This is a genomic window from Psychrobium sp. nBUS_13 (genome assembly GCF_051201665.1).
In the GTDB taxonomy this organism is placed as follows: Bacteria; Pseudomonadota; Gammaproteobacteria; order Enterobacterales; family Psychrobiaceae; genus Psychrobium.
On sequence record NZ_CP179210.1, the window covers coordinates 2,953,886 to 2,977,114 of the forward strand.

The 23,229-nt window shown below is 41.5% G+C and carries 21 protein-coding genes and 4 pseudogenes; 12 read left to right on the forward strand and 13 right to left on the reverse strand.

The genetic code is table 11. The features are described from left to right. Window positions 1-2: 2 nt before the first annotated feature. The 6 genes and pseudogenes from rsxC to nth (ACMAZF_RS13645) form a co-directional block, all read left to right on the forward strand. Window positions 3-2,573, forward strand: a complete 2,571-nt coding sequence (rsxC, locus tag ACMAZF_RS13620) for an electron transport complex subunit RsxC (protein ID WP_435274338.1) — start codon at window positions 3-5, stop codon at window positions 2,571-2,573. Window positions 2,574-2,584: 11 nt separating this feature from the next. After that, on the forward strand, window positions 2,585-3,670 hold the full coding sequence (rsxD, locus tag ACMAZF_RS13625) for an electron transport complex subunit RsxD (protein WP_435274339.1): 1,086 nt from the start codon (window positions 2,585-2,587) through the stop codon (window positions 3,668-3,670). Continuing rightward, a complete protein-coding gene (gene rsxG, locus ACMAZF_RS13630; RefSeq protein ID WP_435274340.1) occupies window positions 3,663-4,298 on the forward strand; it encodes an electron transport complex subunit RsxG in 636 nt (211 codons plus the stop codon). The genes rsxD and rsxG overlap by 8 nt, the downstream gene beginning before the upstream one ends. Further along, the gene (locus ACMAZF_RS13635; protein ID WP_435274341.1) at window positions 4,295-4,990 is read left to right on the forward strand and encodes an electron transport complex subunit E; all 696 of its coding nucleotides are present in this window, start codon (window positions 4,295-4,297) and stop codon (window positions 4,988-4,990) included. Before rsxG ends, ACMAZF_RS13635 begins: the two co-directional genes overlap by 4 nt. A gap of 26 nt (window positions 4,991-5,016) precedes the next feature. Next, window positions 5,017-5,730: an endonuclease III gene (nth, locus tag ACMAZF_RS13640; protein WP_435274342.1), complete on the forward strand. Its 714-nt coding sequence runs from the start codon at window positions 5,017-5,019 to the stop codon at window positions 5,728-5,730. A 282-nt stretch (window positions 5,731-6,012) separates the two neighbouring features. Further along, a pseudogene (gene nth, locus ACMAZF_RS13645) lies at window positions 6,013-6,497 on the forward strand (endonuclease III); the annotation flags it as partial. Between the two features lie 409 nt (window positions 6,498-6,906). On the opposite strand, the gene ACMAZF_RS13650 reads toward nth (ACMAZF_RS13645), so the two are convergent. After that, window positions 6,907-8,886, reverse strand: a complete 1,980-nt coding sequence (locus ACMAZF_RS13650) for a TonB-dependent receptor plug domain-containing protein (protein WP_435277247.1) — start codon at window positions 8,884-8,886, stop codon at window positions 6,907-6,909. Between the two features lie 389 nt (window positions 8,887-9,275). Then, window positions 9,276-9,569, reverse strand: coding sequence for a hypothetical protein (locus tag ACMAZF_RS13655; protein ID WP_435274343.1), 294 nt, complete (start codon window positions 9,567-9,569; stop codon window positions 9,276-9,278). A gap of 566 nt (window positions 9,570-10,135) precedes the next feature. On the opposite strand from ACMAZF_RS13655, the gene gloA reads away from it, so the two are divergent. Continuing rightward, a complete protein-coding gene (gene gloA / locus ACMAZF_RS13660; RefSeq protein ID WP_435274344.1) occupies window positions 10,136-10,546 on the forward strand; it encodes a lactoylglutathione lyase in 411 nt (136 codons plus the stop codon). Window positions 10,547-10,826: 280 nt separating this feature from the next. Here gloA and ACMAZF_RS13665 read toward each other — a convergent pair whose 3' ends face one another. Further along, window positions 10,827-11,711, reverse strand: coding sequence for a flagellar protein MotY (locus ACMAZF_RS13665; protein WP_435274345.1), 885 nt, complete (start codon window positions 11,709-11,711; stop codon window positions 10,827-10,829). 176 nt (window positions 11,712-11,887) lie between these two features. On the opposite strand from ACMAZF_RS13665, the gene rnt reads away from it, so the two are divergent. Then, window positions 11,888-12,538, forward strand: coding sequence for a ribonuclease T (rnt, locus tag ACMAZF_RS13670; RefSeq protein ID WP_435274346.1), 651 nt, complete (start codon window positions 11,888-11,890; stop codon window positions 12,536-12,538). Between the two features lie 38 nt (window positions 12,539-12,576). Here rnt and ACMAZF_RS13675 read toward each other — a convergent pair. The 6 genes and pseudogenes from ACMAZF_RS13675 to ltrA form a co-directional block, all read right to left on the reverse strand. Then, a pseudogene (locus ACMAZF_RS13675) lies at window positions 12,577-13,213 on the reverse strand (metallophosphoesterase); the annotation flags it as partial. Between the two features lie 132 nt (window positions 13,214-13,345). Further along, a complete protein-coding gene (gene tnpC, locus ACMAZF_RS13680; RefSeq protein ID WP_435274099.1) occupies window positions 13,346-14,785 on the reverse strand; it encodes an IS66 family transposase in 1,440 nt (479 codons plus the stop codon). 141 nt (window positions 14,786-14,926) lie between these two features. Continuing rightward, window positions 14,927-15,082, reverse strand: a pseudogene (locus ACMAZF_RS13685) (transposase); the annotation flags it as partial. 243 nt (window positions 15,083-15,325) lie between these two features. After that, the gene (locus ACMAZF_RS13690; RefSeq protein ID WP_435274347.1) at window positions 15,326-15,808 is read right to left on the reverse strand and encodes a nuclear transport factor 2 family protein; all 483 of its coding nucleotides are present in this window, start codon (window positions 15,806-15,808) and stop codon (window positions 15,326-15,328) included. Window positions 15,809-16,162: 354 nt separating this feature from the next. Continuing rightward, window positions 16,163-16,849: a DUF4336 domain-containing protein gene (locus tag ACMAZF_RS13695; RefSeq protein ID WP_435274348.1), complete on the reverse strand. Its 687-nt coding sequence runs from the start codon at window positions 16,847-16,849 to the stop codon at window positions 16,163-16,165. 125 nt (window positions 16,850-16,974) lie between these two features. Further along, entirely contained in the window at window positions 16,975-18,264 is a 1,290-nt protein-coding gene (ltrA, locus tag ACMAZF_RS13700) for a group II intron reverse transcriptase/maturase (protein ID WP_435274349.1), read from the reverse strand. A 281-nt stretch (window positions 18,265-18,545) separates the two neighbouring features. On the opposite strand from ltrA, the gene ACMAZF_RS13705 reads away from it, so the two are divergent. Then, window positions 18,546-18,821, forward strand: coding sequence for a hypothetical protein (locus ACMAZF_RS13705; RefSeq protein ID WP_435274350.1), 276 nt, complete (start codon window positions 18,546-18,548; stop codon window positions 18,819-18,821). Window positions 18,822-18,925: 104 nt separating this feature from the next. Here the strand turns inward: ACMAZF_RS13705 and ACMAZF_RS13710 are convergent, their stop codons facing one another. From ACMAZF_RS13710 to ACMAZF_RS13720, 3 genes are all read right to left on the reverse strand, one after another. Continuing rightward, window positions 18,926-19,243: a hypothetical protein gene (locus ACMAZF_RS13710; protein WP_435274351.1), complete on the reverse strand. Its 318-nt coding sequence runs from the start codon at window positions 19,241-19,243 to the stop codon at window positions 18,926-18,928. 94 nt (window positions 19,244-19,337) lie between these two features. Further along, complete coding sequence (locus ACMAZF_RS13715) at window positions 19,338-19,751, reverse strand: hypothetical protein (RefSeq protein ID WP_435274352.1); 414 nt, start codon at window positions 19,749-19,751, stop codon at window positions 19,338-19,340. A 110-nt stretch (window positions 19,752-19,861) separates the two neighbouring features. Then, on the reverse strand, window positions 19,862-20,629 hold the full coding sequence (locus ACMAZF_RS13720) for a DUF3800 domain-containing protein (protein ID WP_435274353.1): 768 nt from the start codon (window positions 20,627-20,629) through the stop codon (window positions 19,862-19,864). 364 nt (window positions 20,630-20,993) lie between these two features. Between ACMAZF_RS13720 and ACMAZF_RS13725 the strand changes: the two genes are divergently transcribed. The 3 genes from ACMAZF_RS13725 (at window position 20,994) to ACMAZF_RS13735 (ending at window position 22,971) form a co-directional block, all read left to right on the forward strand. Continuing rightward, entirely contained in the window at window positions 20,994-21,635 is a 642-nt protein-coding gene (locus ACMAZF_RS13725) for a phage integrase N-terminal SAM-like domain-containing protein (protein ID WP_435274354.1), read from the forward strand. Window positions 21,636-21,711: 76 nt separating this feature from the next. Beyond that, on the forward strand, window positions 21,712-22,596 hold the full coding sequence (locus ACMAZF_RS13730) for an IS982 family transposase (RefSeq protein ID WP_435273829.1): 885 nt from the start codon (window positions 21,712-21,714) through the stop codon (window positions 22,594-22,596). Window positions 22,597-22,632: 36 nt separating this feature from the next. After that, entirely contained in the window at window positions 22,633-22,971 is a 339-nt protein-coding gene (locus ACMAZF_RS13735; RefSeq protein ID WP_435274355.1) for a tyrosine-type recombinase/integrase, read from the forward strand. 93 nt (window positions 22,972-23,064) lie between these two features. Here ACMAZF_RS13735 and ACMAZF_RS13740 read toward each other — a convergent pair. After that, window positions 23,065-23,148 (reverse strand): annotated as a pseudogene (locus ACMAZF_RS13740) (succinate--CoA ligase subunit alpha); the annotation flags it as partial. Between the last annotated feature and the right edge of the window lie 81 nt (window positions 23,149-23,229).

Sequence of the window (23,229 nt, forward strand, 5' to 3'; positions counted from 1 at the left end):
TTGTGAGTAGTATTTTTGAATTAATCGATCAAGGTCAGCTTGGGCAATTCCACGGTGGAATACATCCTCCGTCACGTAAAGATCGCACGTCACAACAACCAATTACAGATATGCCACGGGTTGAAAAATATGCCCTGCCGTTAGCACAACACACGGGTCAGGCAGCATTATGCGCCGTAAAAATTGGCGATGATGTTAAAAAAGGGCAAATAATCGGCCATAGTGACGGTTTTATTTCAGCCAATGTACTCGCACCAGTTGCTGGTGTTGTTGTGGATGTCAGTCAATATCCGGCAAGTCATCCGTCTGGACTCAATACAGAAACAGTGCTCATTAAAGCCACTGACGCCAAACTCGAATCGTGGCCAAAGCTATCCCTTGAAGATGATAACCAAACCATCACCCAACGCATCAAAGAGAGCGGTATTACCGGACTTGGCGGCGCGAGCTTCCCAACAGCAGTCAAATTATCTCCCCGTAAATCGATAGATTTATTGCTAATAAATGGCGCCGAATGTGAGCCATACATTACGGCTGACGATGCTCTAATGCGCGCCAACAGTGAACAAATTGTTGCAGGCATTGTTGTCATGGATAAATTGCTTTCACCGCAACGCGTTGTCGTCGCGATTGAAGACAACAAGCCTGAAGCCATTACAGCGATGGAAAATGCTACTGAAAAATATGAACACATCATTGTTACGGCAATTCCAACACTTTACCCTGCTGGCGGCGAAAAACAGCTGATTGAAGTAATAACCGGCCATCAAGTACCTAGCGGTAAAATCCCCGCAGACATCGGTGTCGTTGTACAAAATATTGCAACGTCTCACGCCATTGCCGATGTCGTATTTCACGGTAAACCTTTGTTATCACGTGTTGTAACCGTCACTGGTGATCTCGTCGAGCGTCCAGGAAACTATCGTGTCCATTTGGGTACGCCAATTATCGACTTGCTCAATTTCTGTGGTTTCAAACCTGTGCACCAGCAAAAAATTATTATGGGCGGTCCAATGATGGGCTTTGCATTGCAAAATCTTGATGCGCCGGTAGTAAAAGCCACCAACTGCATTATCGCAGCAAGCGCTAATGAGCTGCCTGATGCGCCAAGCGAGCAAAACTGTATTCGTTGTGGCGACTGTGAGCAAGTTTGTCCTGCACAGCTTTTACCCCAACAGCTGCAATGGTTCGCTAAAGATAAAGATCATGAAAAGCTTCAGCAACACAACCTCTTTGATTGTATTGAATGTGGCGCCTGTGCTTATATTTGTCCGAGTCATATTCCACTGGTTCAATACTACCGTGTTGCCAAGGCTGATATTCGTGAAACACATCAAGAGCAACTTCAAGCACAACGCGCGAAAGAACGTTACGAACAACGTCAGGCAAGATTAGATCGCGAAAAACAAGAGCGTGAAGAACGTAATCGCCTTGCTAATGAACGCCGTAAAGCGGCCATGAAACAAAATAATGATGGCGACGCTATCGCTGCTGCTCTTGCCCGTGTAAAAGCTAAAAAAGCAGGTGATGCCGCGCCAGGTGCAGATGCACCTAAGTCGCCTCAAAACGATAGAGTGGCAGCAGCAATTGCACGAGCAAAAGCTAAAAAATCAGCGCAACAAGGTGATTCAGCACCACAAGAAAAGCCTATTACGCAAAGCGCAAATCCTGATAAAGCACGTGTATCTGAAGCGATTGCCCGAGCCAAAGCTAAAAAAGCAGCCAAGGCAGCGCAAAGCGATAACAACACTGTGACTTCTGATACACAGCAATCGCCGGCCGATACAAGCGACGACAAAAAAGCCCGTATTGCGGCAGCAGTCGCTAAAGCAAAAGCCAAAAAAGCGGCAAGTGAAGAAGTCAGTAATGCTGACAGCGATACACCGCCACCAGCTTCTAACCCTAGCGATGACAAAAAAGCGCGTATCGCAGCAGCTGTTGCTAAAGCAAAGGCTAAGAAAGCAGCGAGTGAAACAGCAAACAACGCTGACATTGAGACACCGCCAGCTGCTAGCCCTAGCGACGACAAGAAAGCGCGTATCGCAGCAGCCGTTGCTAAAGCAAAAGCCAAAAAAGCAGCGAGTGAAGCGGCAAATAACGCTGACATTGAGACACCGCCAGCTGCTAGCCCTAGCGACGACAAGAAAGCGCGTATCGCAGCAGCCGTTGCTAAAGCAAAAGCCAAAAAAGCAGCGAGTGAAGCGGCAAATAACGCTGACAATGCAGAGACTCAAGTTCCAATTGAAGAAACAGTAGTCGAAGAGCAAGCTAGCAGTAGTGCTGACAGTGATACACCGCCAGCCGCTAGCCCTAGCGATGATAAAAAAGCGCGTATTGCAGCAGCTGTTGCTAAAGCAAAGGCTAAGAAAGCAGCGAGTGAAGCTGCTACAAAAACTGATGCAGATAACGCAGAACGCACCCTTGACGTAGCGCCTCTAGAACAAAATATTGAACCGCAAGTTCAAGAACAAACCGACGATCCTGCAGCTGCCAAGAAAGCGCGCGTCGCTGCAGCTGTTGCCAAAGCGAAGGCTAAAAAAGCCGCTCGCGATTCACAAACAAACGATAAATAGGCACCGATAATATGTTTTTATCCGTCTCACCATCTCCACACAACTTAGCGCAAGTCGACGTTTCACGTGTTATGCGCTCTGTTGCATTGGCGACAATTCCCGGCATTGTGGCCTTAGTATTCTTTTTTGGCATCGGCAGCTTAATTCAAATCGCGTTATGTATTAGCGTCGCCTTAGTCAGTGAAGCCTTGATATTAAAAATTCGTCAACGCCCAATTAGTCACGTATTAAAAGATAACAGCGCGCTGCTAACTGGCTTATTACTTGGTATTTCAATTCCGCCGCTAGCACCTTGGTGGATTAGTGTTATTGGTGTGGCTTTTGCCATCATAGTCGCAAAGCAGCTTTACGGAGGATTAGGCTTTAATTTGTTTAACCCTGCGATGGTGGGTTATGTTCTGTTGCTTATCTCCTTCCCTGTCACCATGACCAATTGGCAAGTGCCAATCGAGTTAAGTCAATATCAACTTGGCGCTAGCGATATCTTTAGTGCGATTTTTACCGGTTTTACCACGACAGGGTTGAGTGTTAATGAGCTTAGGATTAGTGTTGATGGCATCACAATGGCAACGCCATTAGATACACTACGTACCGATTTAAGTCTTGGCCTAACAACATATGAGAGTTTTACCAAACCTATCTATAACGGCTTTGTCAGCGTAGGTTGGGTGTGGGTGAATTTAGCCTTTCTCTTCGGTGGGTTATGGCTTGTGGCTCAGCGCATCATTCGCTGGCACATTCCTGTTGCTGTGATGGCAACGCTAGCTGTTTGTGCAACGTTAGGCTTCTTAGTTGATCCTGATACGCATGCATCAGCATTTTTCCATCTATTAAGCGGCGCGACTATGTTTGGCGCTTTCTTTATCGCAACGGACCCTGTGACGGCCGCCACCAGCAATCAAGGGAAACTTATATTTGGCGCGATTATCGGCCTATTGGTTTATGTCATTAGACAGTACGGTGGTTATCCAGATGCATTCGCCTTTGCGGTAATACTTGCGAATATGACAGTGCCTGTTATCGACATGTATTCTAAGCCATCAAGCTACGGTCACCAGAAAAAACGTCATCCTAAGCAAGGAAGTTCAAATGACTAAAATCATCTCAAAGAACGGCCTTATCCTTGCGGCGTTTGCGTTAATAGTCACAGCTATAGTGACGCTAACTCAGCAGCTCACTAAAGATGCGATAACGAAGCAAGAACAACGCTACTTATTAACGTTATTAGAACAAGTTGTTGAGCCGTCAAGTTACAATAACGACCTCGCTAATCAATGTGTGCTAGTCACCGCGCCTAACGTACTGGGGCGCACTGCAGCCCAACGCGCTTTTATCGCAAAAAACGACGGAAGTCCTGTAGCAATAGCGATTGAGACGACCGCACCCAATGGTTACAACGGCAACATAGACTTGCTTGTTGGCGTTACATTGCAAGGTGAAGTCAGTGGAGTCAGAACGCTTCGTCATACTGAAACACCGGGATTAGGTGATAAAATTGAAATTGCTAAATCATCGTGGATGGACAGTTTTAAAGGCTGGTTTTTGAGTGATAATAATCAATCACATTGGCGCGTGAAAAAAGATGGCGGTATGTTTGATCAGTTCACTGGTGCAACTATTACACCCCGCGCCGTCGTTGAAGCAACGCGTAAAGCCGTCGAATATGTTAATAGCCATCAAACCTCAATTCTACAATCAACCCAAGCATGTGGAGGCCAATCATGAACACCTATGCAGAATTAACATGGCAAGGATTGTGGAAAAATAACCCCGGTTTAGTGCAGTTGTTAGGCTTATGTCCCTTACTCGCGGTAACCTCAACATTAACTAACGCGCTTGGCATGAGTTTAGCGACAATTATTGTGATGGTTGGCTCCAATGCTACTGTGTCCTTGATTCGCCGCTTTATCCCAAAAGAGATTCGCATCCCAATTTTTGTAATGATTATTGCTGGATACGTAACCTGTGTTCAATTGCTATTTAATGCTTATGCGTTCGGTGTATATCAATCATTAGGCATCTTTTTACCATTGATTGTAACCAACTGTATTATCATCGGCCGCGCTGAGGCCTACGCCTCTAAAAACGCCCTATTACCTTCAATCTATGACGGTTTTATTATGGCGATTGGTTTTAGTGCCGTGTTGGTTTTATTAGGCGCAGTGCGAGAATTGCTCGGCCAAGGCACGTTATTTGATGGTGCAGAATTGTTGCTTGGTCAATGGGCCACCAGCTTACGCATTGAGATTTTCTCCATCGACCAATCATTTCTATTTATTATGCTGCCACCAGGTGCCTTCGTGGCACTGGGTTTTATTCTCGCGATAAAAAATAGCCTTAACAATAAGGTAGAAGCGATGATTGTTCCGCCAGTTGAAGAGAAAAAAATCGAGCGTGCTCGAGTGAGCAAGGTCTAAAGAAAAAGAATAATAAAGGCACTTGAATGAATATTGCAACAAACACTCAATACAAGACAGTAAGTAAACAAGACAAAGTCGAGGCAATCGTTGAGATCCTCGACGAGCTTTACCCTGAAGTGCCAATTCCACTTGATCATACCGATCCTTACACATTACTCGTCGCTGTATTACTCTCAGCACAATGCACCGATGAGCGCGTAAACCAGATAACACCGTCCTTGTTTGCTAAGGCAGATAATCCCTACGACATGGTGAAAATGACCATTGATGAAATTAAAGCAATCATCAAACCTTGTGGTCTATCGCCAATGAAATCAAAGGGGATCTGGCACCTTTCACAAATGATTATTGAGCTGCACGGCGGCGAAGTACCACAAGATTTTAAAGCCTTAGAAGCGATGCCAGGTGTTGGTCATAAAACAGCGTCGGTAGTGATGGCTCAAGCATTCAATGTACCGGCTTTTCCTGTTGATACCCATATTCATCGCTTACTGTTTCGTTGGGGATTAACCAGTGGCAAAAGTGTTGAACAAACCGAGCGTGACGGTAAGCGTCTATTTCCCAAAGAGAAATGGAATAAACTGCACCTACAAATTATTTACTACGGCCGTGAATACTGCCCAGCTCGTGGTTTTTCACTAGACAAGTGTATTATCACGCGCCAATATGGCCGAAAAAGCTTTATTAACGAAGTGCTTAAAGAGCAAGAAAAGAAACTTAAAAAAGCCAAAAAATAACAAAAAGAGCTTAGGGTCTGTTGATCTTTTGAGTTCATTTTTGCAGCAATTTGTTTGAGGTTTCTGCAAGGCAGAGCCTATGTGGTGTAGCTGGCTACATGAATAGGCGATAACGCCGTAGAAATAACAAACAAATGCTGTCAGTTGGATTCATCTAAAAGGATTTTGTGCCGCGTTATTCGTCATTCACCTAGATAAACTAGGCATCAATCCTCATGCCTTGCCCAAAACCCTTTTAGATTGAACAAAATTTGAACCACAAAGATCAACAGACCCTAGTCATTGAATAAAGAAAAGCGCCAGCAAATCCTCTCCATTTTACGGGACGGTAATCCACATCCTGAACAGAACTCGACTTCTCGTCGCCTTTTGAGCTGTTAGTCGCGGTAACCTTGTCAGCGCAATCAACTGATGTTGGTGTAAATAAGGCGACCAGTAAGTTATTTCCAGTTGCCAACACGCCACAGGCCATTGTCGATTTAGGTATTGATGGACTTGCCAGCTATATCAAGACATTAGGGCTATATAACTCTAAAGCCAAAAATGTTCACAAAGCCTGTCAGATGCTACTAGAGCTTCATGACGGCGAAGTGCCAGAGAATCGTGAAGCATTAGAAGCATTGCCCGGTGTTGGCCGTAAAACCGCTAATGTCGTCCTCAATATCGCCTTTGGCTGGCCGACTATTGCGGTTGATACTCATATTTATCGCGTCGCCAACCGCACCAAGTTCGCAATGGGTAAAAACGTTGACCAAGTGGAAGAAAAGACGGAATATTAACTCTCTTCACAAAATAAAAAAGGAAGTTCACGCCTAATACTGATTAGTTAAGGATCTTTGTACGCTTATAGCGCGGCCAACTCCCGTCGTTTAGCGTCTTAAATTTGAAATTGACCAATCCAAAAATCAGGGATGATTTTTGAGTATTTACCGCAGGGACGCGGTTCAAATACTGTATTGAACAGGAAATTTATCATTTAAGAATCAACGCTAAATCACGGGTCGCCTTTCTTTTGGTTACTTTTCTTTGGCGACGCAAAGAAAAGTAACTGGTGTGCTTTCGAAAAATTTCAATTAAGCATCCGAATCTCACAAGCACACCAAATTATGCCCCTATTTAGGAATTTTCGCTTAACTGAATGGCATTGGATTCGCGCCTTCCTTTTTTAGTAGGGTCTTAATGCCCAAACTTAAAGCGGATCCCAGCATTCACCGTAAAACCGTCATTCCGCGACCAAATATCGGTTGCCCAACGTCCACTTGGCGCTCGCTCTAGCAGCAGTAGCGACTCGTCTTTTGTTTGACGCACATTCAGTAGGTTTTCTGCATTAATGAAGTAGCTAACCTTACCAATAGTAATTTGACCAAGTAATCCTAAGTGCCAGTAGGCATCACTTTTCTCGCGATAGGGATTGCCATCAAGATGCTGGGTTCCTGTGTAGTAGGCTTCAAACCCGACAAGGTGACTACCGTGCTCTTCCCACATTAGCACCGCACCAGCAGAATGCTTAGGTGTTAGGTTAAGCGGTGTACGGCTGTTGCCTAATTGGTTTTGTTTAGTCGCGTCGGTATATAAGTAACTTCCCGTTAATTTAATATCGTGCCAGCGATAACGCAGCAGTAATTCAGCGCCGCGAATTTCGCTCTCGCCCGCTGCATTGATAATTCTCACCTGCTTTGCTGCCCCGTTATCAAGCCCACTATCCAGTGGGTTAATCACTTCAAGCTCGGTGACATTATCGACATTGGATGCAAACAAGGTGACGCTCGCTTCGACATCATCCATGGCATAACTCACATCGATAGATGCTGTCGTCGCACGCTCTTCATCAATGCTATTAAGTGGTGCTAGGCGTGACAACCCCGCATCTTCAATGTCTTCGATAAACGGCGTTGGCGCAAAGAAACCTTGACCGTACGAACCTCGAATTGTCCAGCTTTCAGGACTATATAGCATCGATACACGTGGGCTAACCTGTGTGCCGTATTCGCTGTGCCAGTCGGCACGGGCACTCAGTGACATCGACACATCGTCATTAGCTTGATAATCAACTTGTGAGAATAATCCAGGAACCTGATAGTCGTAATTGAACTCGCTATAGTCTTGTGAATCAAAGCGCTCTGACTGATAAGCGGCCCCCACAAGCCACGCGATAGCATCGTTATAGCCAGATAAGCTTGATTCAAACAAGTAACTTTCATGGGTGTCATTTTCTTCAACCAAGCCATAAATATGATCGTGTTTTTGTCGCGTAGCTGAACCGCGTAAGTTGAGATTAAGCACATCTCCTAGTGGCCGATCAAAAATGAAGCCACTATCGAGCCTTAACGAATCTTGGCTTTGTTCAAAAGGATTGCCATCAGGGACAGTGCCTTGCGCCGTCGTGCCACCTTCGCGCTCTTCTTTCATCGCACCAAAAGTAACATATAAATTAGCGCCGCTTTCGCTCTCCCAATACAAACGCGGACGAACCGTCGCCCGTTGGTATTGCGCAATATCATTCCAACCATCACTATCGAGATCTTTGTCGGCTTGATTATGTAAGCCAGCGGTAACTGATGCGCTGGTCGTCTCATTAATTGGCGAAGAAAAATAAGACGTAATATCTTGGCCACCTTTTGAGGTCGCATTTAATAATACTTCCCCCTCAAACTCATCTGATGGCGTACGAGAAATTAAGTTAATTACGCCGCCAAGTGCAGAGCCACCGTACAGTGATGAGGCTGAGCCTTTGATTATTTCAACATTCGCTAAATCGGTAGGAGGAATTTGCAACAAACCAATGGATGCGGTTTGCCCGCCATATAGCGGTAAGCCATCGCTAAGTAACTGCGTATAACGGCCATACAAACTCTGTAATCGAATATTGGCACTGCCTAATGCAGGCGATGTATTTTGCACTCGTACGCCGCCCGTTTCCGCCACCAGCATTGAGATGTTACCCGGTCTCATTAGGGCTTTTTCTTGGACTTCTTCACCGTTGATTATTTCTGTGCGAGTTGCCGATTCCGTAACAATGCGGCCAAGGCGCGACGCCGTCACTTGAATTTTTTCAATTTTTTTCTCGTCATGTTCATGATGGTCATCTTCACTTGCTGTCGCGATTGTTGGTGCAAGCATCACAGCCAGCGAGATTTTAGAATATTTAGTAAGCATTTTGACCTCTAATAATGCTAATGCCATTCTATTTATACCCGTTACCATTGAAGATGCTTGTTTCAGAGCTCGGGTAGAATTCGAATACAAGGCATGATTTGTAATTAATGGTCACTCCCTGATTATAAATCATAACGCAGTAGTCGTGTTCTACCCGAGGTCCCTACGGGCAAGGCGATAAGCGACCAACTACGTTGTTATAAGATATTTGTTAAGAATGACTTAACGACACATCTTACGCCTAGTATTTAGCACGCTTCTCGTCTTGCTGAAATCATGCACTTTCACTGGCAACGGGTATAATTAATAGCAATGGAATAGCACTGCGAAAATTCGCAATTAATCATAAATTTTTAATGTTGTGTGGATACCAGATTGGTATTAAAGACTTACGCGCTGAATATGGGAGGTCGATAAAGAGAGGCGGCAAACAAATGTGTTTGTTGAATCGCTGTAGAGATTTTTAACTCACTTAAAATAACTAATTGTGACAATGAAAAACTGGTAACGAGATAAACATGTGAACTACAGGTGTTATCAGGACAAATGCAGTCACCTGAGCAACAATCTATGTCACAACAATCATCGTCTATTGAGGTATCAGTGTTTTCGTGAGACTCAGCAGAACTGTGCTGCTGAACTTGAGTTGATTGATGAAAGAGTTCGTCCTGCGATGACGCCACATGATAGGCCATCGATTGCCCAGCAAAGGAAATCAAAATTAGTATCAATAGGCAGTTGGACAGTGATTTAAACATAAGTATCTCAAACAAAATCGCCGCTATTGTAGGTGGTTTTCTACGATAAGTGAAGTGAACTTAAGATTTCATATGAGGGTCTGTTGAACTTTGCGGTTCAAATTTTGTTCAATCTAAAAGGATTTTGAGCAAGGCATGAGGATTGATGCCTAGTTTATCTAGGTGAATGACGAATAACGCCGCACAAAATACTTTTAGGTGAATCCTACGGACAGTATTTGTTTGTTATTTCTACGGCGTTATCGCCTATTCGTGTATTGCTACAGGGATGTAGCTCATTAGGATAATGCAGGAGCTATTATCGAGCCAGCTACACCACATAGACTCTGCCTTGTAGAAACCCCAAACAAATTGCTGCAAAAATGAACTCAAAAGATCAACAGACCCTAACGTTAATACTTGAAAATAAGGCAGATAAAATTATCTCGTCATAAAACTCTTGTATAATCCCGTCTATAAAAACTAAGAGCTAAATAATCCGGAGAATAATCATGCGTTTTTTACATACAATGTTGCGTGTTGGCAACTTAGAACGTTCAATTGAGTTTTACACTACAGCACTAAAAATGCGCTTGTTACGTCAATCTGAAAATACAGAGTATCGTTATACATTGGCATTTTTAGGCTATGACGACGAAGCAACAGGCACGGTGTTAGAGCTGACCTACAATTGGGACACTAACGAATACGATATGGGCAGCGCTTTTGGTCACCTTGCGATTGGCTGTGACGATATCTATGCAACTTGCGATGCGCTCAAAGCAGCTGGCGCGACTATTTGCCGTGAGCCCGGCCCTGTTAAAGGCGGCACAACGGTAATTGCTTTTGTTGAAGATCCTGATGGCTATAAAATAGAGCTCATTGAAAACAAGTTTGCTGGCAAAGGCTTAGGCGACAATTAATTATACCAATTGCATTAAATATTTGCCCACTTGTACTTGTTAAAATTAACTAAAATGGCGTTGCTCTCAATCCTAATAGCCAGCTATTAGTCAATCGAGCGCCTTGTTTTAGCTGATTTTCTCTACGCACAACAAGATCACTTACTTAATGCAATTAATGGTATTAGCTTTAGCTCAGTGCGCCTATGACGCTAAGATCAACAAAGCCGCTAAACTAATTATCCAAATTATGGATTAACTATGTTTAGCGGCTTTTATACAATTAGGTTTGTAAAATTAATTAATATCCGCGATTCATGGTAATAACCACACGCCTGTTTTCATTTCTGCCTTGTAACGATTCATTTGACGCAATGTGACGTTTTTCACCATGGCCTGTCACCATAATTTTAGTGCCAGCGATCCCTGAATCTTCCAACATCTGTTTTATGTCATTGGCACGTTGTTTCGATATTTGTCTATTCTTATAGCGACCACCGTAGCTATCAGTATATGAATCAACTAATACAAGATCCATCTCTGGCTCAAACTTCAAATAGTCACGAATCATTTTGAGCTTTTCTTGAGAGCGGCGATCTAAGATTTGCGTATTCTTTTTGTAGTTCAGCGTCGTAAATGAGATGTCTTCAAACGAATATGGCAGTAATTTACTAACACAATCCATAAATGCCATGTGTTGATCTGCAAAATTTACGGCAGAAACACCAACAGACACAGAATCATTCGCGTTATACCAGTCGCGATAGAAAAATGTCGGAGACATGCCTTTTTCTAATTCGTTAAGCATTAACCATGCTTGGTCGTCTAACACTTCACCATCAAACTGTTTGTAATAAGCAAGATTGGTAATATGGGATGAAGGCGAATTGAAACGCCATTTCGGCGGCATTGAGCGCAATTCAACTTCGGTATACTTAGCTGGCTTTTGCAACATGTTCATCGCAAAGTCTAAATTGATATTTTTATTGGCAACACTTGAAAAGTTTACCTTGCCAAAACGAGGGATTTGATGCTCTAACACACAAGCCGTTGGCGAGTTTTTCACTAACGACCAACTAGACTCTTGCATAGACGCGCTATAGCTGCGCATCATGCCATTAGCGGGCATTGTTAATAATGCGGTCACACTAAGCATGGCACCAAAGGTTAGCAATCGATTTGTCATTGACACCTGTCCTATGTTGTCTAGAGGGTTACTTAAAAATGCTATCGGCGCACTGCGGGAGATCTTTAGTAATTACCCTGAACTTTATTTCCTGTCTCGCCTTAATAAAACGCTAGCCAGTGTTCTCAATATCTAAGATAATAGTCGATCTTACTACCAATCAACGATTAGAGCACATGTCAGAGCAACAACCTTCATTAATGAGTCAACGATTTCGCGGATACTTTCCTATTGTTATCGATATAGAAACGGCTGGATTTAATGCGCAAACTGATGCGGTATTAGAACTTGCAGCCAGTATTTTAGCATTTGACGAGCAAGGTGAACTCTCGATTAGCAAAACCCATCATTATCACATTGAACCTTTCGAAGGGGCCAATCTAGAACAGGCTTCGTTAGATTTTACCGGTATTGATCCATACAACCCGTTACGCGGCGCAGTAAGTGAAAAAGATGCGTTACATGATTTGTTTAAGCACGTACGTAAAGCAATGAAAGCACAAGGTTGTCACCGTGCTATTTTAGTGGCACATAATGCCGCCTTTGATCAAAGTTTTTTTAAAGCAGCCACCACCCGCAGTGGTTTAAAACGTGACCCATTCCACCCTTTCGTGACCTTTGACACGACCACGCTCTCTGGTCTTGCACTTGGCCAAACTGTGTTAGCAAAAGCGTGTATGGAAGCAGGCATTGCATTTGACAATAAAGAAGCACATTCAGCACTCTATGACACCGAGCGCACTGCAGAGTTGTTTTGTCATATAGTAAACCAATGGAAGGCACTAGGTGGTTGGCCACTAGCCACACCACCAGCTGAAGAAGAATAAAGTTTTGTGGCTCAGAGTTATTGATCCACCGTTCCTATCTATTGATTGCGACGCTTAAACGAAAATTGCGCTTGTGTCTCTAATGCACCATTGCCACTGCGCGGCGTAAAACTCAACAGACAATGTATCGCTGTCATTGTCTAATACGACGCGACTAAACCCCCAAGTAAAACTCTTATTCCAAATCAATTCATATTCTGGATATTGCTTCTCTTGGTACTTTGCAAAGGGAGTATGTGTCCCACGCATTTTAGACGCTGCACCGCTTATAATAAGTGGTAATTCACCTTTATTGCTTTGCGGCGTATACTTAGAGCAATCATCGGTTAGCCATTCTAAATCGTGTTCGTGTCCCGCAATATACGCATCCGCATATCGACATAGCGAAGGCATGATCAATGGACGCAGCACATGCCCTTCGCTGTATTTCGTGCCGCCAATAGACCACAGAATATGATGACCATACACCACTTTCCATTTTGCTGTTGATTGAGAGATTGCTTGTTCAAACCATGCCAATTGCTTTTTATCTTCATTGTTTTGTGGCTTTTCATGAAGTTCATGGTTTTCTAGCTCAGCAACGCCTTTGGCAAGGCCCTGCGTTAAACTTTGCTCTTCACCTTTTTCATTTAACGCCACTTCATAAAACGTCTGTCCAGATAACAGCATATTGGTCCATACCATTAATTGCATTAAGTAAGTGATCTTGTTGTGCGTAGAGAAAATCAGCTAAAACAAGGCGCTCGATTGACTAATAGCTGGCTATTAGGATTGAGAGCAACGCCATTTTAGTTAATTTTAACGTAACTATTCAGCCTTATCTTCAATAAATACATCTGGAAGCTGATTTTTGAATAGCAATTCAAGGGCTAGGCTTGCAGATACATATTGTTTTCTGCAAGTCGATAAATAGCTTCTGATCAAACAGAACATCTCTGCGCCTTGCATACTTCTAAAGCATCCAGATATTTTTTGATGAACTTTTGTCATCCTAATATCATTCTCGCCTTGATTATTGGTAAATGGGACAGCAGTGCTCGTCAGAAAGCGTAAGACATCATCTTGATAATCTCTTAATCGCTCTAACAATGCTCTGGATTTTGTTCGTTTTAATCGCCCTCGCTGACCTTTTATTCGGCTGTTTTCATCTGGCGCTGGACATTCAATTTCACCTGCGGCTAGTATTTTTTGATATTGCGTTAAGTATTGCCGCTTAGTGTCTTCGTCTAAGTTGGGGTTATCAATTTGATGTTTATTCATGTCCTTCAGTAAGGTTTGCAACGCCTTCGCCCATTGCATGCCATCTTGCTCCCATGCTCTTTCTAACTCTCGGATATGATGAGCATTGCATAAGGCATGTTGGCACTTGGTATATTGATAATACGGTTTCCAATGGTCATGACACAGTACACCACTAAAGTGAGGAAGAATATCGGCGTCATCCATCGCTATTTTTCCTCTTTTTTCATGAGGATAAAAATACGTCCACCATGTCGTTGACGCGCCATGAAGCCATCGCCGTTTTCCGCCGATATTAATACCTGTTTCATCAACATGTAATGTTTGATGAGGGCTTTGTAATGCCGTTTTTATGATATCTTCTGCACCTGATGACTTGACCAGTGCAGCGGCTTGCTCATTAAAGTTAAACAAACTACCCGCACTGACGGGGAGACCGAGCTGGTCGGCAAAGTATTCTTCAATACGATTATAAGGAAGTAATTGATATTGGGATAAGTAAACGGCATGCGCTTTCACACCAACGCCATACTGGATCGGACTGTTAACGCCTTCTGGAAATTCACCCTCAAAACGCTTTCCTTGCGCATTTTCCAGAATTTGCGCTTGGTATTCTGTCACCACTTTACTGATGTCGATATCGACAACTTGCCGCTTTTGAAAACCCACCTCACGATAACGTCCTTGAGGTAACATGTCTCGGTCAACTAAAATGACTTCTATCTCATCGGGCGTTTCTGTTTGAGTCAGCGTTTTACCCGTTCGGCCTTTTTGTCCACCCGCTAGCTTATCTGATTTAGCTTTGGTTTGTTTTTCTCGGTTAATATCTTTTGATGGCGGGATACTACTATTTTTACTGTTAAGTCCCAATTTACTGGCAAGCATAACAACGATAACAAGAATAAGCTCGATAGACATCTTCAACGCAGGCGTGAGTGTCTTATCTTCTTGTAACTGAGCTTTAGTTTGCTCAACTATTTCAGTGATGTTGATGCTGTTTAAGTTCATTGAAGCTAGGGCGATTAAGTCATAGCCCTAGCTTGGCATACTGGCAGGATCGGTCAATAGCTAAAAAGGATCCTTAGAAAATAATTTTCCCTAGTGAATAGTTACATTTTAACAAGTACAAGTGGGCAAATATTTAATGCAATTGGTATTATACCATTTATCAAAGCCCGACAAATCGAGACGATTATCCACAATATGAGCTAGTGCATATTCAAACGTGCCGGGCATAATTTGCTGGGAAAAATCAACGGGAATGAATCTGTTTTGACAGGATAAGTCTGGTTTGCATCTTGTTATGGGAAAGTGGCCATCTCGTTTACTCGCAACGGATAATAACCATTGGTTCACAGACCAGATCACCGTTCAAGCTTAATTATTGAACAACGATGCTAAAACTAAAAAAGAACGTAAAAACGTTCTTTTTGATAAATTCTACAGCCTCAACGCGGTGCTTTGCGGCAAATTTGGAGCGCAGCGGAAAATTTATCCGACAACAGCACCCTGTTAAGCATCATTTTCGCATATTTCATCCAAAAGAGCTCATTCTTCATATTCTGAATATTTTTCAATAAATTGGTTCAAAGTTTGTTGGCCTCCTTGGCGAACCTTGTTTTGGAAAAAAGAGGTCCATCCCAGAACTAACCCTATGGGTCCCATAGCCATTTGAGTCCATTTATAAAGATTGAAATTATCATAGTGTTTAATGATTTTTCCATCCTTAAATATAAACTCAGCATCGACTTTGTTGTGGACATGCCTACCGGTTTTAGAAAACACATATTTGGCTTCCCAATGGACTTTTCCGTTGTGGTCATCTGCCTGAATTCCCTCGAAGGTTCGGCTATTCGGATCTCCTCCTTTTTCTAAGAGCATGTGCCACATGGCTTTGGCCTTAGGGCCTTTTAATTGAAATAATGGATCAGAAAACTCAATGTCAGGGTGGTAACAATCATGCATTGTGGCATAATCTGATTGTTTAAACGCGTTATAAAACTTTTCAACAAGTTGTTCATTTTCGTTCATATTTTCCCTCCATGTTTAAAGTTAATTGTTAAGAAAGCACTGTTTTTATCAAATACTTGTGATGAACTAATGATGCTTAACGAGGCTGTAGAATTTATCATTCAAGAAAAACAGCCATTAAATTTTGATTAATTTACACTAAAAACCGCGCATCTACTCTCATCAACGTAGTTTTTGGCTCTGGAATCTAAGATTTATAAATTCTACAGCCTCAACGCCGCATTAAGTGGCGAGCAACGCAGACCAATGAACTTAAAGTATTGTGCCGTAAACACTAAATTCAAAGCAAGCCAAAAATGCCGAGCGTTGGGAATCCGTCTTAAATGCTTTGTTATGTGATTTTTTGCCACTTGCTCAGATAAGCCATTTGAATGCACGCTCTAAGAACTTATCTGCATTTTCTTTGACAATTTCGCCATGGGACATGACTAAAATTTGAGGTTTCCAAGACAACAAGCTATCAAGGTGTCGGCGAGCATCCGATTTACCGAACATAAAACTTAGGCGCCAATCTAAAGGCATTTTTCCGTTAGGAGCGAGAATACCAACACCTTTCGCTACAACTCTTTGCAAATAATTAAATTCGTTTCCAGAAAAGTTTTCAACTAAGTCTGTGGCGATAAGGACACCTGAACTTTTATGGAAAAAAACACATTCTTCCATCAAGGGGGAACCCGAAAATAACACTTGATCGATGTCTGCTCCCCATGCCCAACTTTGCTGATGGTTCAAAGAACCATTAAAAAGATAATCACCACGCTTTTCGATAACTTCGTTAGTGCCAAAAACTTCGGCTTTGGGATAAACCGCTAGCCAATCAGGTAAAAATAGATGATGTAAGTGATTTGGCGCTATCAAATACCTTACTTCACCTAAGCTACTAATCTGATCAGTAATTACTTCTGATAACTTGATTGGGCTGTGAACCCAAAGCTCACCACTAGATAGCCGAACAATCGTCATTCGAGTAGAAAAAGGTAATCCTAGAAACTGAACTGAGCTACCATCAAATATCCATATCTCGTGCGCTAATTTTTCCATTTGAACCCCCAATCACAATCGTGGTAGAGCGGTCCATTACTGAGCCGACCCCACACAGATCCGGACGTGCGGAACTACCGCATCCGGCTCTTCAGTTATATATTCGCTCGTGTAAAAACACGACCCTAGTACCAATCAACCAGCAAAAATCGCTTGCTGACGTTTGGTCTCTCAATTTTAAAATACTCTAACATCTTCTTGAAATTACTCCAATTATAACTTCGCCGACCACTGCGTCTGTTCAACCATTTATACAGACTATGTAAAACATAGTCATGCAGGCTTGATAAACTTCTGCTGTTGTCCGGTAGTCCGAAATAATTTACAAACCCCATGAGTTTTCGTCTTAACTGCGGCAGCCATAGCTTCAATTTAAGCGAGCGTTTGCTTTTAATCCATTGGTAATACTCACTCAGCTTCGCCCTCTGTTTCGCAACAGCGGTTCGCCGTCTGAGTCTTGGTTTACTGTTTGAATCAGTGCCCCAGTAAAATTCAAACCCTAGAAATACGAAGTGACGTTTTCGACCAGCGTGAAATCGGCTAAAGCGCATTAACGATGTTTTGTCTTCTGCGACGTCTAAGTTGAACTTCTTTAATCGTTTCGGTAGTACCTTATAAAAGCGCTTTGCATCCCTTTCCAATTGAAACGCACACACAAAGTCATCGGCGTAGCGGATCATCATTGCTCTGCCACGCATCGACGGTTTTACTTTCTTTTCGAACCAGAGGTCTAGTGCATAATGGAGATAAATATTAGCCAGTACAGGGCTGATAATTCCGCCTTGTGGACTGCCACTAGATGGCTTGGTGTAGACTCCATCAGGTGATTTTATCCGTGCTTTTAACCACTGATTAATTAAGTTAAGTATCGCCTTATCATCGATGCGTTGTTTTAACATGTCCATCAGCCATTCGTGATCAAGATTATCGAAGAAGCCTTTAATATCAGCCTCGACAATGTAACCGTAACCTTTGAATTGCAGATTTAGTGTCAAACTATGCACTGCTTGATGCGCACTTTTATTCGGTCGATAACCATAACTATTGCGCATAAAGTCTTGTTCCCAGATGCTTTGCAGGATCTGGCTAACACTTTGTTGCACGAGCTTGTCTTCAACCGTTGGCAGACCTAGTGGTCTTAATTTACCATTAGATTTAGGGATAAAGATCCGCTTGATATCATTAACTCGATAACATTTATGTTTGAGTTGTTGACCTAAGCGATCAATATTTTCAGTTAGCTTTTCCTTGTATTTAGGCATGGTAGTGCCATCAATACCGGGTTTAGCATGTTTATTGAGTTGCCCCCAGCTTTGATACAAACTGTCAGTATTTAGCAATCCATATAAATTCTGAAATCTGTGCTTGGGGTGGGTTTGTGCTTTAAATGCGATGGCATTAAGTGTTGTTGTCATAGTGATTCCAGCCCTACTTTGTCCGGACTATGTGGCGGCTTAATACCGGATATAACTGTCAGCTCCTTCGCCATGTACAAGGCTTTCCCCTGCTCAGACTACTATGGGCTGATCTGACTTCCAAAGGGTCATCGTTGGCTTTGCTTTTGGCTAAACGTCCCTACCATCGTCCTAATGGGACACCTTTGGATCTCTCAAGTTCTCAATGCATCTCTTTATACATGCCACGGCTTGATAACCCCGCTGACTCGCCACAACCTCACCGCTCACTTTCATGAATAATGGTTGCTTTGCTTGGACTTCGATGGCGTTACAAACCTCGTCAGTCAGATCTAATATTTATCGGAGCGATGCCAGCACTTCAGGGACACGATATCCCCTATGGCCTACATAATTCTCTGTGTACGCTTCACCAATATTGTTCATGTGATGCAGTCCTCACTGCCGAAAAGCAATCGCTAATCTCACACTCCGCCAAAGGCGCAACACTCGATACAGGTGGTTGGTTATACCTTACCCGACAGGGACTTACACCCTGCAAGATGCATCAAGCTTAGCTTGACGCACTAACGCCCGCATAAGGGGCTGATAATAGTTTGCTAAAATGTGAAGCGGAGCGGAACCGAGCAAACTGTTAGCAGTCCCATGCTTAATGCGCTTGTTAGGCATACTTTTTAATAACAAGTTTATATAGTTTGTTTTTAATTATTTTTTGCTCAATTTTATCTGAGATATATTTACTTATAGCTAAAACAATGACAAGTCCTGCCCAGTAAATATAACTTTCAAAAGGGATATAACCTACGGATGACATGATAAAAGTAAAGCAAACCATAAAAGCTACTGTTAATAATATATCAATAAACCAACACTGTAATTTTGATGCTAGCTTAGCTTGATGTATATACGAAAATGTTTCCGTACTAGGAGCCTCTTTTAGTTTAGGAAAGCTATTGTTCAACCATTCTGTATAGTTCATTGGAAACTCCATGTATGCCTAACGCCCAAATAACATGCAAAAAATAGTTGGTTAAAATTAGCGACGAAGGAGAAAAAACCAACTGTTTTTTGTCCTAGTTTATTTGCTTGTTAGGCTGCGCTATAAACGGTTTAATTAATGGCCAGCACCCTAAGAAACAAATAGAACCTATAAAACTTGCGATAATATCGTAAGTATCAAATGTAAACTTATCTAGATGCAGTTGACGCAATTCCCAGAAAAACAGCCCAATTAATGTAATAAGTATGCTACTAAAAAACCACTGAAAATCACTAAGATTACAAAATAATTTTTGTACATGTTTTATGTAGACCAAAAATACTACAGGGCAACAAAATGCTGCGATAAAATTTGGTGCTACACCAAGAAAAAAAGACAAGTTACTTGAAACTTGAGTATCTCGTAAGTAATGAGTAAAAATAATTAAACCAACACCCAGTATCAGGATAAACCCCAAATAATCTTGCTTACGTTTAACGATCTTCACACTCGCTACTCCTTAGCAGCCTAACGCCCTAATAATGGGCAAAAAATTGTTTGCTAAAATGTTGAGGAACGAAAACAGAAAACTGTTTTTTGTCCTTATTTATTAGCTTGTTATATTTCACTTGGCTCTACTGCCTTGATACTAAAATTAGGGGTAATTGCCTTTGTAGCAGGTCTTGACCTATTTTCAGACGGAAAGTGCCAAATGTTAAAGTCTTTATTGGGATATGTATCATAAACCAGTTGATCCCAACCAAGCATGTTTGCCATTTTAATAAATGCGGCTTCTTTTGCTACAGATAAACTTAACTTAGGGTTTAGGAATTTCATGTAACCTGAGTTTACTGCACCAGTTAAGATATCTACGACTTGTAGACCAAGGTGCTCTTTTGAATCATTCATTGTCACTTCTTGAATGGTTCTATCTGAGCCAAGTTTTGCCAACATATTGTTAGCAACTATACCAATAACTTCATCGTTCTTTTTATACTTGTCACACTTTTGGTCTATCAAAACGATAAGTTTTGATTTTACTTGTTTGGCAGTGTTTTTTAATAAGTACGTGTAGGTTTGATAAAATGCTTTTTCTCTATCTGATTTCCAGTTGTTGTAAATAGATTTTTCAACAACGATAGAGTGAAAGCAACATGAACTTCTCAGAACCATCGAGAGGAGATCTACACAGATATTTGCTTGCCCAGCACTATTCTTAATTTTTGACCACTTTAGTTCGCCAACAATCCCACGCTTTTTCTTTAAATCAAGAACATATTTATTGAACTCGTCAACCTTTGATTTTGGGACACAAAGCAAACCTATAGAGTAACAACGGTCACTTCCTGTCGTTCCACTTTCGTCTCCATATACTAGATAGTCCAAGTGAGCCTCCGTACTCTGTGTGAAATATAACAGTATATTATCCGGAATTCTCGATAATGCCGGATTAATAAAACTTAATTGTGCTCAACAATAATGATTAATCTATTACCTTGCAATGGGTTATCGACTTTTATTTTAAATAAATGAAAAACACTCCTTGTCGAAAGAAAGAAGTGCGGCATACGAAGAAGTTTATTTCTTCGTATGCCAAGAATTAAAATAATTTTATATAAAAAAACAATCAACTATATAAATTAGTTTGTTGGAACAAAGAAACCAATTAGAACAATAAACATACAATAAGTTGCAAAGATCACTAAAGCCAATTATAACTGTACATACATACAGATCAACTAAGGCTTCTATGATGATTACTAAATCCCCTTTTTTACTGTCACTTAGAGATGTGATACGTGTGAAACGATATAGCCTGCAAACTGAAAAAAGCTATTTGTATTGGGCTAAATATTTCATTATGTTTAATGACAAACGTCATCCTAAAGATTTGGGTTTATCTGAAATAAATCATTTTTTAACATTTTTAGCCGTTAATCGTGGGGTAAGTGCAGCAACGCAAAATCAAGCTTTGTGTGCGATAGTTTTCATGTACAAGCATCTATTAGAACGCCAATTCGATAATTTAACATTTTCTTATGCCAAGCGACCAAAAACAATTCCAACTGTATTATCTCCCCTGCAAGTCTCTGCGATTATAAGTCACTTAAAAAATCCCTATAAACTACTCGTCTCTATTCTTTATGGCAGTGGATTAAGGTTGAATGAGGCATTACGATTACGTATTAAAGATATTGATTTTTCAAATCAAACACTTTTTGTGTTCAGAGGAAAAGGACAAAAAGATCGAGTGACTTTATTACCTAATCAATTAAATGATGCCATTGCTAAACAAATTGAAAAGGTTAAGTTAATGCATAATCAAGACTTACAAGCAGGGTTTGGGCTAACCTCTTTGCCTGCATCGTTAAATAACCTGAACTCGGGATAAAAATTGAACTAATAGCCCACCTAGTGATCAGATCTTTCGAACAAGAAACGATTTAAACACTATAAACGGTGAGCGTATGGATAAGTTAGTTGAAATATTTTGTGATGTCGATGATTTTTGTGAAGTTTTTATTCCTCAATGGGAAAAGCAATTACTGTCTGATGGGACGAGAAAGCGGCAGCGTAAAGGTCGAATGGCCACAAGTGAAGTGATGACTATCGTTATTTTATTCCATATGTCGAATCACAGAGACTTTAAAAACTATTACATCGGGTTCATTCAGCGTTTTTACAAAAAACAATTCCCATACTTGCTTAGTTACACACGATTTTTAGAAGTCATGCCAACGACATTAGTGCCGTTGTGCAGTTATTTTTCTGCGATTAAGGGGCAGCCTACAGGCCTTGAATTTATTGACTCTACAAGCATTAAAGTTTGCCACAATTTAAGAATCCCACGCCACAAAACATTTGATGGAATTGCTAAACGAGGTAAAGGGACTATGGGCTGGTATTTTGGATTTAAGCTCCATTTGATAGTGAATCACCTAGGGGAGATTGTTGCAGCGAAAATAACGGCTGCAAACGTGCATGATACTCAACCTGTTGAAGGTATGGCATCAGACCTGCCAGATAAACTCTATGCTGATAAGGGCTACATAAGTAAAGCATTAGAAAGTAATTTGCTAGAACAAGGAGTCACTTTAGTAACAAATGTGCGAAAAAATATGAAAGCAAAGGTACTGTCTATTTGGGATAGGGCCATGCTATCTAGGCGATTTATTATTGAAACAATCAATGACCAATTGAAAAACATTTCACAAATTGAGCATTCCAGACATAGAAGCATGAATGGCTTAATGTTAAATCTCATTGCTGGGCTTGTGGCTTATTCTCTGAAAGAAAACAAACCACAACTAAATATCACTGACGTTGAGATGAATCAGATCGTCGTTTCTTAAGCCGATCTCAGGTTAAATAGGAAATATAACTCTGCGATGAAAGATTTTGGATGGCAATATTTATTCCCGTCAACAACTCGCTGTAATCACCCTATTGATGGTTATATTTGTCGTCATCATTTGCATCCCACAACGCTATCAAAACAAATTCGCCAGAGTGTTTTAAAAGCTAATATCCCTAAAAAAGTATCTGCTCATACATTTCGTCATAGCTTTGCAACATCATTATTAATTAATGGGACAGATATTCGAACAGTTCAAACATTACTGGGGCATACAGATTTAAGAACCACTGAAATTTACACTCATGTAGTTGGGCAACGACATGCTGGAACAGTGAGCCCCTTTGATAATATAGCGAATGAACTCACCTGATATTTATCAATAAAGTGGATATACAGATATATCTCAGACACAAAAAAGGCCACAGAAGTGACCTTTTCAACAAACTACTTGCTAAGCCTTAGCTTACCAACCAGTTTTCTCTTTTAGTGCAGAACCGATTTGGGCAAGTGAACGTACAGTTTTAACACCAGCAGCTTCTAATGCTGACCGAAGGTTTTAGTTAGTCAGCATTACCTTTACCACTATCCAAAAACAAAAAAGGCTGCACAAGGCAGCCTTTTCACAATC

Excerpts from the sequence above, each read along its gene's own strand:
- rsxD (WP_435274339.1), top strand. The coding sequence starts at position 2,585 with ATGTTTTTATCCGTCTCACCATCTCCACACAACTTAGCGCAAGTCGAC.
- nth (WP_435274342.1), top strand. The coding sequence starts at position 5,017 with ATGAATATTGCAACAAACACTCAATACAAGACAGTAAGTAAACAAGAC.
- gloA (WP_435274344.1), top strand. The coding sequence starts at position 10,136 with ATGCGTTTTTTACATACAATGTTGCGTGTTGGCAACTTAGAACGTTCA.
- rnt (WP_435274346.1), top strand. The coding sequence starts at position 11,888 with ATGTCAGAGCAACAACCTTCATTAATGAGTCAACGATTTCGCGGATAC.
- ACMAZF_RS13690 (WP_435274347.1), bottom strand. The coding sequence starts at position 15,808 with ATGAACGAAAATGAACAACTTGTTGAAAAGTTTTATAACGCGTTTAAA.
- ACMAZF_RS13710 (WP_435274351.1), bottom strand. The coding sequence starts at position 19,243 with ATGAACTATACAGAATGGTTGAACAATAGCTTTCCTAAACTAAAAGAG.
- ACMAZF_RS13665 (WP_435274345.1), bottom strand. The coding sequence starts at position 11,711 with ATGACAAATCGATTGCTAACCTTTGGTGCCATGCTTAGTGTGACCGCA.
- ACMAZF_RS13735 (WP_435274355.1), top strand. The coding sequence starts at position 22,633 with ATGAAAGATTTTGGATGGCAATATTTATTCCCGTCAACAACTCGCTGT.
- ACMAZF_RS13635 (WP_435274341.1), top strand. The coding sequence starts at position 4,295 with ATGAACACCTATGCAGAATTAACATGGCAAGGATTGTGGAAAAATAAC.
- ltrA (WP_435274349.1), bottom strand. The coding sequence starts at position 18,264 with ATGACAACAACACTTAATGCCATCGCATTTAAAGCACAAACCCACCCC.
- ACMAZF_RS13650 (WP_435277247.1), bottom strand. The coding sequence starts at position 8,886 with ATGCTTACTAAATATTCTAAAATCTCGCTGGCTGTGATGCTTGCACCA.
- ACMAZF_RS13695 (WP_435274348.1), bottom strand. The coding sequence starts at position 16,849 with ATGGAAAAATTAGCGCACGAGATATGGATATTTGATGGTAGCTCAGTT.
- ACMAZF_RS13725 (WP_435274354.1), top strand. The coding sequence starts at position 20,994 with ATGATGATTACTAAATCCCCTTTTTTACTGTCACTTAGAGATGTGATA.
- ACMAZF_RS13705 (WP_435274350.1), top strand. The coding sequence starts at position 18,546 with ATGGTTGCTTTGCTTGGACTTCGATGGCGTTACAAACCTCGTCAGTCA.
- ACMAZF_RS13730 (WP_435273829.1), top strand. The coding sequence starts at position 21,712 with ATGGATAAGTTAGTTGAAATATTTTGTGATGTCGATGATTTTTGTGAA.
- rsxG (WP_435274340.1), top strand. The coding sequence starts at position 3,663 with ATGACTAAAATCATCTCAAAGAACGGCCTTATCCTTGCGGCGTTTGCG.
- tnpC (WP_435274099.1), bottom strand. The coding sequence starts at position 14,785 with ATGAACTTAAACAGCATCAACATCACTGAAATAGTTGAGCAAACTAAA.